Annotated in this window: 14 protein-coding genes and 1 pseudogene; 8 read left to right on the forward strand and 7 right to left on the reverse strand. The window is 67.5% G+C overall.

Annotated features, from left to right (window positions below; all coding sequences use genetic code 11):
* The first annotated feature begins 45 nt into the window (after positions 1-45).
* From BLU62_RS30170 to BLU62_RS30185, 4 genes are all read left to right on the forward strand, one after another.
* Positions 46-276 carry an MbtH family protein gene (locus BLU62_RS30170; protein WP_074854109.1) on the forward strand — a complete coding sequence of 77 codons (231 nt, stop codon included), beginning with the start codon at positions 46-48 and terminating at the stop codon, positions 274-276.
* A 61-nt stretch (positions 277-337) separates the two neighbouring features.
* Positions 338-1,195: a glycosyltransferase family 2 protein gene (locus tag BLU62_RS30175; protein WP_074854110.1), complete on the forward strand. Its 858-nt coding sequence runs from the start codon at positions 338-340 to the stop codon at positions 1,193-1,195.
* A gap of 164 nt (positions 1,196-1,359) precedes the next feature.
* The gene (locus BLU62_RS30180) at positions 1,360-1,587 is read left to right on the forward strand and encodes an MbtH family protein (protein WP_006434658.1); all 228 of its coding nucleotides are present in this window, start codon (positions 1,360-1,362) and stop codon (positions 1,585-1,587) included.
* A 287-nt stretch (positions 1,588-1,874) separates the two neighbouring features.
* On the forward strand, positions 1,875-2,189 hold the full coding sequence (locus BLU62_RS30185; RefSeq protein WP_074854111.1) for a hypothetical protein: 315 nt from the start codon (positions 1,875-1,877) through the stop codon (positions 2,187-2,189).
* A 167-nt stretch (positions 2,190-2,356) separates the two neighbouring features.
* Here BLU62_RS30185 and BLU62_RS30190 read toward each other — a convergent pair whose 3' ends face one another.
* Together BLU62_RS30190 and BLU62_RS30195 are read right to left on the reverse strand one after the other, a co-directional pair.
* Positions 2,357-2,959 (reverse strand): DUF4190 domain-containing protein, encoded by a 603-nt coding sequence (locus BLU62_RS30190; RefSeq protein WP_074854112.1) that lies wholly within the window; start codon positions 2,957-2,959, stop codon positions 2,357-2,359.
* A 79-nt stretch (positions 2,960-3,038) separates the two neighbouring features.
* Positions 3,039-3,557, reverse strand: coding sequence for an MTB12 C-terminal domain-containing protein (locus BLU62_RS30195; RefSeq protein ID WP_074854113.1), 519 nt, complete (start codon positions 3,555-3,557; stop codon positions 3,039-3,041).
* 153 nt (positions 3,558-3,710) lie between these two features.
* Between BLU62_RS30195 and BLU62_RS30200 the strand changes: the two genes are divergently transcribed.
* Positions 3,711-4,808: an LLM class flavin-dependent oxidoreductase gene (locus tag BLU62_RS30200; RefSeq protein ID WP_074854347.1), complete on the forward strand. Its 1,098-nt coding sequence runs from the start codon at positions 3,711-3,713 to the stop codon at positions 4,806-4,808.
* On the forward strand, positions 4,805-5,479 hold the full coding sequence (locus BLU62_RS30205; RefSeq protein ID WP_074854114.1) for an FMN reductase: 675 nt from the start codon (positions 4,805-4,807) through the stop codon (positions 5,477-5,479). The genes BLU62_RS30200 and BLU62_RS30205 overlap by 4 nt, the downstream gene beginning before the upstream one ends.
* Before the next feature lie 45 nt (positions 5,480-5,524).
* Here BLU62_RS30205 and BLU62_RS30210 read toward each other — a convergent pair.
* Together BLU62_RS30210 and BLU62_RS30215 are read right to left on the reverse strand one after the other, a co-directional pair.
* Positions 5,525-6,531, reverse strand: a pseudogene (locus BLU62_RS30210) (pirin family protein).
* Positions 6,532-6,586: 55 nt separating this feature from the next.
* Positions 6,587-7,342 carry an acetoacetate decarboxylase family protein gene (locus BLU62_RS30215; RefSeq protein WP_074854115.1) on the reverse strand — a complete coding sequence of 252 codons (756 nt, stop codon included), beginning with the start codon at positions 7,340-7,342 and terminating at the stop codon, positions 6,587-6,589.
* A gap of 419 nt (positions 7,343-7,761) precedes the next feature.
* On the opposite strand from BLU62_RS30215, the gene BLU62_RS30225 reads away from it, so the two are divergent.
* Entirely contained in the window at positions 7,762-8,412 is a 651-nt protein-coding gene (locus BLU62_RS30225; RefSeq protein WP_074854117.1) for a DNA-binding response regulator, read from the forward strand.
* A gap of 227 nt (positions 8,413-8,639) precedes the next feature.
* A complete protein-coding gene (locus tag BLU62_RS30230) occupies positions 8,640-9,017 on the forward strand; it encodes a LuxR C-terminal-related transcriptional regulator (RefSeq protein ID WP_074854118.1) in 378 nt (125 codons plus the stop codon).
* Positions 9,018-9,062: 45 nt separating this feature from the next.
* Here the strand turns inward: BLU62_RS30230 and BLU62_RS30235 are convergent, their stop codons facing one another.
* The 3 genes from BLU62_RS30235 to sigK all read right to left on the reverse strand — a co-directional run bounded on the left by BLU62_RS30235 (position 9,063) and on the right by sigK (position 11,660).
* Positions 9,063-10,061, reverse strand: a complete 999-nt coding sequence (locus BLU62_RS30235; protein ID WP_074854119.1) for an alpha/beta hydrolase — start codon at positions 10,059-10,061, stop codon at positions 9,063-9,065.
* A 128-nt stretch (positions 10,062-10,189) separates the two neighbouring features.
* Complete coding sequence (locus tag BLU62_RS30240; protein WP_074854120.1) at positions 10,190-11,044, reverse strand: anti-sigma factor; 855 nt, start codon at positions 11,042-11,044, stop codon at positions 10,190-10,192.
* A gap of 7 nt (positions 11,045-11,051) precedes the next feature.
* Positions 11,052-11,660 (reverse strand): ECF RNA polymerase sigma factor SigK, encoded by a 609-nt coding sequence (sigK, locus tag BLU62_RS30245; RefSeq protein ID WP_074854121.1) that lies wholly within the window; start codon positions 11,658-11,660, stop codon positions 11,052-11,054.
* Between the last annotated feature and the right edge of the window lie 25 nt (positions 11,661-11,685).

An 11,685-nucleotide genomic window follows, 5' to 3' on the forward strand; every position in this document is an offset into this window, starting at 1 on the left:
CGTCACGGTGATCCGGCCCGAGGACAACAACAGGAGGAGACAGGAATGACCAACCCATTCGACGACGAGAACGGCCGCTTCTTCGTGCTGGTCAACGACGAGAACCAGCACTCGCTGTGGCCGACCTTCGCCGACATCCCCGCCGGCTGGACCAAGGTCTTCGGCGAGGACAGTCGGGAGGCATGCCTGAAGTACGTCGAGGAGAACTGGACCGACCTGCGGCCCAAGAGCCTGATCGACGCCATGAACGCCGATACGGCAGGTTCGGACGCGTGATCGTCGCGGCCGACGGCCGTTCCGCCGAGCAGCTTTCGTCGAGCCGAGGAGTGACAGTACGGTGCGGTTGAGTCTGGTAATCCCCGTCTACAACGAAGAGGACACCATCGCGGTGTGCCTGGAGCACGTCGCCGCGCAGATCAGGCCGTTCGATGAGGTCGTCGTCGTCGACAACAACTGCACCGACGCGACCATGGAGATCGTCCGGTCGTTCGCCGGCCGGCTTCCGCTGAAGACACTGACCGAACCGACCCCCGGGGTCGGACCGGCCCGTAGAGCCGGATTCGATGCCGCGACCGGCGACATCCTGGGCCGGATCGATGCGGATACCTGGCTCGATCCGCAGTGGGCCGGACGGTTGGTCCGGTTCTTCGAGGCCGAGCCGACGGCGGATGCCGTGTCCGGCAGTCTCTACTGGTACGACACCCCGGTCGACGACCGTCTTCGCCGCCTCATCCGCAAGGATGCGTGTCGTTCGCTCCGTACCGGAAGCGTCCCCAGCACCGTCCTACAGGGTTCGAACATGGCGATCCGTCGGGAGATGTGGCACAAGGCGAAGGAGCATCTGCTCGACGAACCGGGCACCCACGAGGACCTCGACCTCTACGGCGCGGTGGTCAAGGCGGAGGGCAACGTGCGGAGTTTCGTCGCGCTGACCGCCGCCCAGTCGGCACGGCGGTTCGCCGGACCGATCGGACCCAACATCGCCTACGCGCGTGGTGGGATTCGTACCTACAAGTTGCACGGTGACGCCGCGGTGGCACGTAATCTGCGACTGGCTTTCCCGATGAACGTGACCTTCTGCGTGATCATGCGAATGCTGGTCGGGCCATTCGACCCCACCACCCGGAAGTGGCGTCCGTTCCGCGGGAACCATGTGGTCCGGGTGTCGCCGATGGAGGGGACCCGGACTCACTAGCGGCAATGCGATCCGACGTCCGGGTCGCTCGGTAGAGGCCGCCGCCTGTCGGTCGACCGTGCGCACCTTGGACGTTCGTGGTGGACTCGGCGGCGAAATGCCTACGATGAGGACGACCATGTTCCGGGCCGGCCGCCGGCCGGCTCCCAACGATAGGTACGACGATGACGAATCCATTCGATGACGAGGACGGCCGTTTCTTCGTGCTGGTCAACGACGAGAATCAGCACTCGCTGTGGCCGACGTTCGCCGACATCCCGGCGGGCTGGACCAAGGTGTTCGGTGAGGACAGCCGTGCCGCGTGCCTCGAGTACGTCGAGCAGAACTGGACCGACCTCCGGCCGAAGAGCCTCATCGAGGCCATGGAAGCCGACAAGTCCGCCGGCGCCTGACCCGGTTTGTCCGGTATCGACCTACCGGAATATCGGGACGATCCCGCGCAAATAACAACTTAAAAAAACCAGAGTGGCGCACTGCCGTAACTGGCGTCTCAGCAGTAACATTAAGTCACATTTCGTTCGCAGAACAGCTTGTGGAATGTGCCACAGATGCTGAAGCAAGAGTCCCCATATTCCGTGGGGTAGGGCACACTGTGTTGAAGGGCCGCAACGTACCAACGTCTGGGGAGGCGGGGACGCCGCGGTCACGCCATTCTGGGCGGGGGGGAAGGTAGTCACTCATGGACGATCTATTGCACGACATTCAGGATCGTGGCGCGATCACGCCGAAGCTGACCGCAGTTCGGTTGGGCGACAAGGCACTCACCTATGGTGAGCTCGCACGGCGCATCGACGAATACGATCATGTGTGTTCCGCGCATGGCATGTCTCAGGCTGCTGCCTTCTACGCCGCCCTGATGAACTGCCTGCCGACGCTGGCCGACAGCCAGCCGCTGGAATCGCGGATGCAGGTCATCGGCGAGGTCGAAGCATGGTTGGGCCGCGGCCGCGGAGTCGCCGCGCCGGCGCGTACCCATCTTCGCGCGGTCAGCTAGACCCACACACATCACAACGAGACCCACCTGGTGCATCCGGGTGGGTCTCGTTGTTTGTTTGGGGCTTCACTTCTTGCCGATTCGGCGCGTCGTGGACATTCTGTGCCAACGGTTCTCGGCACGGGTGACGCCGAAGCGTCTGACCTGTACCGGTATTGAGTGAGGCGTCAGAGGCCGAAGATCAATGCCAGGAACAACAGGATCGGACCGCCGACGACGACACTTCCGGTACCGCACACGATCCCGGTGACCGCGCGTCCAGTCCCCTTGCGCGACGCAGGTGTCCGGCTGACCTGCTTGATCGCCACGATGCCGGAGATGATCGCGATCATCCCGAGAATCGCTCCGAGTCCGAGGACCAGGGTCATCGGAATCGCGATCACACCGGTTGTCAGTGCCAGCGATGCAGCGGGCGCAACCGTGCGATGCACCACCGGAGGTGAATACGGCAGTGGTCGGACAACGGGGTCCGGCCGAGGATTCGTGAACGTCACCGGCGGGGGAGCGGAGTTCTCCAGATCCCAGAAGTCGCCCACCGGCGGGAGGGCGGCATGCTCCTCCGGCGCCGGGCGGACTCGCGTCTCGACGCGCGTGACGGGCCGAGCCGGGGAGACCGGCGCCGATTGTTCCGATCGTGGCGCGGACGGGGCGGGAGCGTCTGCCGGATCGGTGGGCAGCGAGTTGTCGTCGAGATCGTTGACCGCAGGCCATCGCTCATGACGCTCGGTGATCGCCGGTGAGAACGGCTGGGTGGGAATGTCGACGCGCACGGCACCTCCTCGCTCGCCGGCTCGCTGTACGGGCCGTACCCGGGCGAGTCTACCGGCGAGGAGGAGGTGGCGGCCGGTGTCAGTGGCTGGTCGCCATTCCGGCGAGCTGGGTGACGGCGTCGGCGCTGAGCTTCCACCCGCCGTCGGCGTCGACGTAGGTGAGCTTGATGTCGACCGGGGCCGGGGCGTGCGGGCTGGCGACCGCGACCGTGGCGACGGCCTTGTTGTCGCCGTCCTTCGCGACGTCCTTCACGGTGTAGATCTCGGGCGTGTATCCGGCGGCAGACGAACCCTTCGCGAAGGCGATGATCGCGGCCTTGGTGGCGGGATCCGTGGTGTCGACGACCGAGTCGATCTCGTCGGCCGGGGTCGCCGGGTCGACGGCCTTGCGCAGGATGTCCTGGGCCTTCGAGTTGCTCAGGCCGGTGACCTCGTCGATTGCGTCGCCGGCGGCGGTGGAGACCTCGGACGCGGCCGACTCGACTGCGGTCGAGACCTTGCTGGTGGCCTCGTCGACGTCCTCGGACGAGCAGGCGGTCGCGACGAACAGCGCGGACCCGGCCAGGGCGATGGCGGCGACGGACTTCCGGATCTTCATGGATTCCCCTTCATGCGACGCCTCCGCGGATCTGTACCCGCAGAGTAGTAAGCCCACACTAACCCAGCCCCCACACGGAATTAATCGGACCGCGGTCCGGTTATGGTGGTCGAGGCTGCCACGGCAGCGAGATCGGGCAACGGAAGGCGCGACATGCAGTTCGGAATCTTCAGCGTCAGCGACATCACGACGGACCCCACCACGGGTAGGACGCCCACCGAGAACGAGCGGATCAAGGCGAGCATCGAGATCGCCAAGAAGGCCGAGGACATCGGCCTCGACGTGTACGCCATCGGTGAGCACCACAACGAACCGTTCTTCTCGTCCTCGCCGACGACGACCCTCGCCTACATCGCGGCGCAGACGGAACGGCTGCAGCTCAGTACTGCGACGACCCTCATCACCACGAACGATCCGGTGAAGATCGCCGAGGACTTCGCGATGCTGCAGCACCTCGCCGACGGGCGCGTCGACCTGATGCTCGGCCGCGGAAACACCGGACCGGTCTATCCGTGGTTCGGTCAGGACATCCGCCAGGGCATCCCGCTCGCAATCGAGAACTACCATCTGCTGCACCGTCTCTGGACCGAGCACGTGGTCGACTGGGAGGGGCAGTTCCGCACGCCGCTCACGTCGTTCACCTCGACCCCGCGTCCGCTCGACGGTGTGGCGCCGTTCGTGTGGCACGGATCGATCCGCAGTCCCGAGATCGCCGAGCAGGCCGCGTACTACGGCGACGGTTTCTTCGCCAACAACATCTTCTGGCCCAAGGAGCACTTCCAGCGGCTCATCGCCTTCTACCGCGAACGGTACGAACACCACGGCCACGGCAAGGCCCACCAGGCCATCGTCGGCCTCGGCGGCCAGTTCTTCATCCGGCCGCGGTCGCAGGACGCGGTGCGCGAGTTCCGGCCGTACTTCGACAACGCGCCGGTGTACGGGCACGGCCCGTCGCTGGAGGACTTCACGTCGCAGACGCCGCTGACGGTCGGCAGTCCGGCCGAATTCGTCGACAAGACACTGTCGTTCCGGGAGAGCTTCGGCGACTACCAGCGTCAGCTGTTCCTCGTCGACCACGCCGGCCTGCCGCTGAAGGTCGTGCTCGAGCAGCTCGACCTGCTCGGCGAGGTCCTGCCGGAGCTGCGCGAGGGGTTTGCTGCGGGCAGGCCCGCCGACGTTCCCGACGCGCCGACCCACGCGTCGCTGGTGGCCGCCGGTCGAGAGGCCGAGAAGATCGAGGTGCGGTCATGAGCGAGGGCGCCGTGCGGTTGGTCGTGGTGAATGCCGGACTGTCGGAACCGTCGTCGACGCGCATGCTGATCGACCGGATGGCGGCGGCGGTGACCGGCGTGCTCGGCGATCGCGGGGTGACCGTGGACGTCGAGGTGATCGACCTGCGGGATCTCGCCGTGGACCTCGGTCGGTCGATGGCGGTCGGCTTCGCGTCGGGCGATGCCCGCGCCGCGCTCGACGCGGTCGAGGCCGCCGACGCGCTGGTCGTCGCCTCACCGGTGTTCAACGCGTCCTACAGCGGCCTGTTCAAGATGTTCTTCGACCTGGTCGACGTGGATTCGATGGCCGGTAAACTGGTGCTCATCGGCGCCACCGGCGGTAGCCCGCGGCACTCGATGGTGCTCGATCATGCGCTGCGCCCGCTGTTCTCGTACCTGCGGACCGTCGTCGTGCCGACCGGGGTGTACGCGGCGGCGGAGGACTGGGCGGGGACCGAGACGGGTTTGAACGGCCGGATCGGCCGTGCCGCAACCGAACTCGCGGACCTGATCCAGCCGCGTGCGTCGAGTTCACACCCGGTGGCCGAGTCCGCGCCCGCCGGCGCACCGATCTCGGCGCCCGGCGTGCGGCAGCAGGCGATCGAAGCGGCGGGGATCGCCAACTTCGCCCGGTTGCTCAGCCCTTCGTGACGGCCCTCCGCAGGCTCCGGGCCTCCTCAGGGGGCGGTGGCGCAGTCAGGCGCGGCCCGGGGTGTTCTTCCGCGGTCGCAGGCGGGAGTGCGGAAGTGCGGGCGCGGGCAGGTGCTGGATGTCTCCTTCGTATCCCTGCACCTGTCCGAACCGTTCGCTGTGGGCCGTCCACTCCTCGCGGAACCGGACGATCTCCTCGTGCGTGCGTCCGATGAAGTTCCACCACATCACGATGTCCTCGCCGAACGGTGTGCCGCCGAGCAGGATCACGCGCGCGGCGTCGTCGGAGACGTTGGTCAACGTCAGTCGTGGCGCGCCCCCCCCGATGTAACCCAGCTCTGTTCGCTCGAGAGGTGCCGCGTCGGTGTCGCCGACCTCGACGGTCCCGGCGTCGACGAGGATGCCGTGCTCGAAGGCGGGATCGACGTCGATGTCCACCGACGCGCCGGGTGCGAAGTCGAGCTGGGCACCGAGCAGCGGGGTGAATGTGTGAACCGGTGAGCGGGTGCCGAGCAGTTCGCCGAGGAACACCTTGGCCGTGACTCCTTCGAGCGCGATGTCAGCCGGCCGATGATGGGCGAAATCCCTTGGCGTGTCGACGGCGTCGGCGGGGAGTGCGGTCCACAGCTGGACGCCGTGGAGGATGGTGGTCGCGGGGGTCGAGACCTCGGTGTGCGCGATGCCGTGCCCCGCGGTCATCAGGTTGATCTCACCGGGCCGGACCATCGCGTGGTTGCCCATCGTGTCCCGATGCTCGACCTCGCCGGTGAACAGCCAGCTTACGGTCTGCAGGCCGGTGTGCGGATGCGGTGGCACATCCATTCCGCCGGTGCTCGCCACGTCGTCGGGTCCGTAGTGGTCGACGAAGCACCACGCGCCGATGAGGGACCTCGAGCGTTGCGGGAGCGTCCGGTGGACGGTCATCGCCCGCGGCCCCCGAGGGGTACGTCGCGTGCGGTGAGAACCTCCATGTGGAGGTGTCCGGCGCGCGTCGCATTCTCGGCGTCGGTACGGCATTCGACCTCGGCCGGATGGGCCTCCAGATTGCTCATGGCGACCATTGTCCTCCCGTCGGCGGCGGGCCGGGTGTGCCCGTCACGAGTGTCCTCAGACGACTGTCGGGTTCTCGAACAGCATGGTGATCTTCTCCACCGAGCTGGTCATCAGCGCGTGCCGGCCGAGGCGGAGCGAGCGGAGTTCGGCGGCGATGGGGTGGTCGCCGAGCGCGAGGCTCGCCCCGCCGATACGGGTGCGGGTACCGCTCACCGATGTCAGCCGCCACGGGGTCATCCTGGTGATGCCGTCGAGCTGGGAGTAGGCGTGCAGGACGGTGTCGGCGGTCGTGTCGGGGACTTTGATGCCGGGCTTGATCCGCAGGTCCGCGATCAGGGCGCCGTCGGCCTCCAGCCGGCCGTGCCGGACCGACGAGGTGTGGTCGACGTCGAACTCGGCCAGAGTCTTCGGGAAACCCCAGATGCCGCGCCCGGCCGCCAGGGTGAAGTCGCCGTCGACCGGCAGCCGGTGGACGAGGGCCCGCGCGTCACCCTTGGCCAGGGAGCGGAGGGCGCGTATCGGCGACGCCGGGGGCCGGGAGGGGTCCTCGACGAGGAAACAGACCCCGAATTCGTTGTACGGGCCGAGGTCGCCGTCGACGTAGTCGACGAACACGAGCATGCACATCGCGCGACCCGGACGGACGCGCAGTGGACGCAGTGTGCCGGGACGTCCGGACTCGCTGTCGATCGCGCGCTGGACCGCGGCCGCGTCGGCGGTGAAGCCGGCGACGAAGCACTGCGCGTGTCGGATCTCGACGGGCATGGTCACCGTGGTGCCGAGGATGTCGTGGGACGAGGGTGCGGTCACCGGTACTCCTTTGTCGGGGCGGGCGCGGGTCTGACGTGAGGAATCATGCAAGACTAGAACGTGTTCTAGTCTTGCATGATCGGTGGCCGCAGCGGCCGTGGAAGCCCGATGTCCCCAAACCCGAGGACACTGGTGGTGACAAAACGGGACGGGTTGTCGCAGGTCGAGGCCGTGTGACGGCCGATGTCCGACTTGTCGTATACGGTTCGCCGGGTGTGTGGTCGCACCGCGCTGTGTAATTGCTGTGAGACGCGGGAAGGCTTCACGGTGAGCCGACGAAAGGGGGCGTCGTCGATGCCCGACGGGAACGTCGCGTCGACACTCCGCAGACGGGCGGCACCGACCCAGGTGCCGACGGCGAGGTGTGCGCGGTGACGGCAGACGAGATTGTGATGGCGGATCGCGCCATCCGGGTCGGGATGGTCGATGACCACCGATCGCCGATCTGGGGGATCGAGCGGGTTCTCGACCCGGTCGACGACATCTCGCTGGTGTGTTCGGCATCCACGGTCGCGGGGGTGCTCGCGGGCATGCCCCTCGACGTCGTCCTGCTGGATCTGCGCCTCGACGACGGCACCACGCCCCGCGAGAACGTCAACTCGCTGTCCGCGGCCGGTGTGGCCACGGTCGTGTACACGTCCGGAGAGCATCCGGCGCTGCTGCGTTCGGCGGCTCGAGCGGGCGCGCTCGGCGTCGTGCTGAAGTCGGCGGAGGAATCGGTCATCATCGACGCGATCCGGGCGGCGGCCGAGGGTCGGGCGGTTCTCACCACCGAGTGGGCCGCGGCGATCGACGGCGATCCCGAACTGGCGGCCGTCGATCTGTCGCCGCAATTGCAGAAGGTTCTGGCCCTGTACGCGTCGGGGGAGACGTCGGGTCGCGTGGGGGCCGCCCTCGGCGTGTCCGCGGAGACCGTGAACGAGTACCTGAAGCGGATTCGGCAGAAGTACGCCGATGCCGGCAGACCGACCCGGACGAAGGTCGACCTGTTCAAGCGTGCGGTCGAGGACGGGTGGCTCCCGGTGCCCCAGCGGCACCGGAGTCGCGGGATATCAGATCGTCGACAATGAGTCGATCCGCCTCGGGTCGCGGGACCGGCCGGGTGCGGAATCAGTAGGCAGAAAAGGGGAACGAGGGGGAATCAGTAGTCGATCGGCGCCCCAGCGGTGGAAGTCCCCAATTCTGGGTCTACCGGGTGATCGACCACAGCACTACTTTCGAAACCATAGGGAATGACGCGTGGAGCGTTCGGCGTCGGGGGACGTGAGCAATGCGCCGAGAACAAGGGGATGGACCAGTGACGGCCACTTCAGAGATCTATCGAACCGCACAGTCCCGGGGGGCCGTGGACCAGCGTCGCGTCGGCTTGCCGGAAGCGATGGTGCACAACGGAATCGCCAGGCTTTCCGACTACCGCCCGGCCGGCGAACGCCCGCCGGTGGCACTGCCGAAACCGAGCCTGTCCGACCGCGAGGTCGAGGTTCTGCTCGCGTGGCTCGCCGCCGAGTCGAAGGAAGAGGCGGCCGCCCGGCTCTTCATCTCGGCGTCGACCGTGAGCACCCACCTCGCACGCATCCGTGCCAAGTACACGGCGGTGGGCCGCCCCGCCCCGACGAAGACGCATCTCTTCGCCCGCGCACTCCAGGACGGGTACACCAGCCTCGATCGCTGGTGATCATCTCCACGCGCGATCTGCGGTGACCCCTCAATCTCAACGGGGTCAGCGCAGGTCGCGCGCCAGCTCGGGCCAGGTCGCGTACAGGTCGTCCTGCCAGTAGCCCCATGAGTGGGTGCCGGCCGGCCGGAGATTCACCTGCACGGGCAGTCCGAGTGACCGCATCCGCTGAACCATCTGGCGGGTGCAGATGTCGATCGCGACCTCGATCCCGCCGCCCACGATCGCCTGGTTGGCCAGGTCGAACGCGTTGCCCTTGATGCTCGGGTCCCCGAGTTGCTCATGTGTACCCGGGGCGCCGGTCCCGCTGGTCATGTACACCTTGGTGCCGCGCAGCTTCTCGGCGTTCAGGTAGGGGTCGTTCGCGCGCCATCCGGGTCCGTCGAGCGGACCCCACATGTTCACCATGTTGCCGCCGCCACGATCCTCGACGACCGTCCGGATGTACGCCTGGCCGACCGGATCGCTCGTCCTGGCGCATCCGCTGAACGCCGCGACGGACCGGTACAGGCCGGGGGCGGCAATGGCCAGGTTGAGCACCGAGGTGCCCGCCATCGAGATTCCCGCGATCGCATTCGCGCCGGTCGTCGAGAACTCGTCGTCGATGATGGGCGGGAGTTCCCGGGTCAGGAACGTCTGCCACTTGTTGCGACCGAGTACAGGGTCGTCGCGCTGCCAGTCGGTGTAGTAGGAGAAGGCGCCGCCGATCGGCGTGACGACATAGGCGTCCTTGTCGGCGAAGTAACGCTTGTAGGTGGTCCGGGCATCCCAGGTCGCCGAGTCCTCGCCGCCGCCCGCGCCGTTGAGCAGGTACAGGACCGGGGCCGGTCGCGAACGGTCGCGCGGGGTCAGCACGGTCACCGCGACCGTACGATCCATCGCCGCCGAGTAGACGAGCAGCGTCGTCTGCTGCGGATCGTCGACGTACCTGTCGACCACCCGCGACTTCGGCGCCGCGTCGGCGGGCGATGCGGGTACGACGCCGAGCGCGGCCAGCAGTGCCGTGGCCGCCACCAGGACCGTCCAGAACCGTCTACCGTTCATGCTCACCGCGCCCCACCTGTCATGTCTTTTCCTCCTGTTCCGGCACAGAACGTGCCGGACCCGCGGAGTGTCCCCGGCCGCCAGTGTAGGCATCGCCAAGGGGCGTGCTCCTGCCACAGGTTCTCAACTCAGAGAGGAACCTGCGCCAGGATCGGCGTCGTCGGCTGCGCGGAGCCGCCCGCGGGTTCGACGGTCACCGCCAGCACCTGCGCGTCGCCGAGTTCGTCGACGACGACCGGTTCGGTGTCGCCGCCGGGGATCAGGCCGGCCGGAACGGGATTCTCGGCTCCGCCCACGAGCCAGAGCTGGAAGGTGCTGTCGGGAGATATCGGGCGGCGCTGGTTGCGCAGCAGCGTCACGGCGCGATCGGCCGTCTTCGACGTGATGACCGTGATCGTGCCGTGGGCGTCGGCCAGTGGTTGGGCTCTGACGGTCGCATCACCGGCCGTGAGGACGTCGAGGACCTCCTGTTGCGTCTCCTCGGCCGCGGTCGAGGAGGGCGAGGGTTCTCCGGCCGTGGTGCGGCCGATCAGCACGCCGGCGCCGAGAGCGACGACGAGGGTCACCGCGGCGGCGGCGAGCACGACGACGGCGCGCCGCGGCCCCTGTCGAATTCGGGTCTGGCGGGTTCGGGTCTGCCGGCCCAGCATCGCGCGATCGCGCCGGATGTCGGCCTCGGGCGTGCCGGACGGGGGAGTCGGTGAGCCGAGCCCTGCGGCCCCGTCGAAGACATGGGACAGCACGCGCCCCTTGAGATCATCGGGCGCCTCGGCCGCGTAGGTGCTGGCGAATCCGGCCATGGCGGCCTGGATCTCGACGATGCGCCTCTCGTAGGCCGACCGCTCCCTCGGAGAGAGTGCGGCGAGCTCGCGCTCCGCGCGGCTGATCTCGTCCTCGGTCAGAGCGGAGACCGCATAGAGTTCGACGTGCTCGTCGAGCCAGGCGGACATGCCGTCGCCGGGGTCCGCATCGGGTTTTGTCATGGTCAGTTCAGGAATCCTCCTGCGTACTCAAGCATGACCTCAGGCGGCGCAGGCCGTCTCTGATGCGGGACTTGATGGTGGGCAAGGGAGTTTCGGTTCGCAGTGCCACCTCCGGATATGTCAGCCCCCCGAAGTACGACATCTCGATGCAGCTCCGTTGCAAGTCCGTGAGCTCGCCGAGACATGCTCGTAGGGTACGCGCCTGGTCGTCGCGGACAACGACCTCGAGTGGAATGTTGCGCGGAATTTCCACGGACGCGGCGCCGTAGGCGGACATCCGGTCCTGCTGAAGCTGTTCGGAGCGCACCCGGTCGACGGCGCGACGGTGGGCGATCGTCATCATCCAGGTGATCACCGAGCCGCGGGCGGGGTGGTACTCGCCGGCCTTCTGCCAATACTGCAGGTAGGCCTCCTGCACGACCTCCTCGGCGTACTCGCGGTCGCGGACCACCCGGACCGCGAGTCCGTAGATCCGCGAGCTGGTCAGGTCGTACAAACGCGTGAATGCAGCCCGGTCTCCGGTGGAAGCCGAGGTGAGCAGATCGCGCAACAGTCGAGATTCGTTTCCACGTCCGTGGTCCGCATCGGGGGTCGCGCCGCCGTCGTCCGATGTCACCGGTCCACGGTAACCAAACTACCGG

The sequence above is a fragment of the Gordonia westfalica genome (genome assembly GCF_900105725.1).
GTDB classification, from domain to species: Bacteria; Actinomycetota; Actinomycetes; order Mycobacteriales; family Mycobacteriaceae; genus Gordonia; species Gordonia westfalica.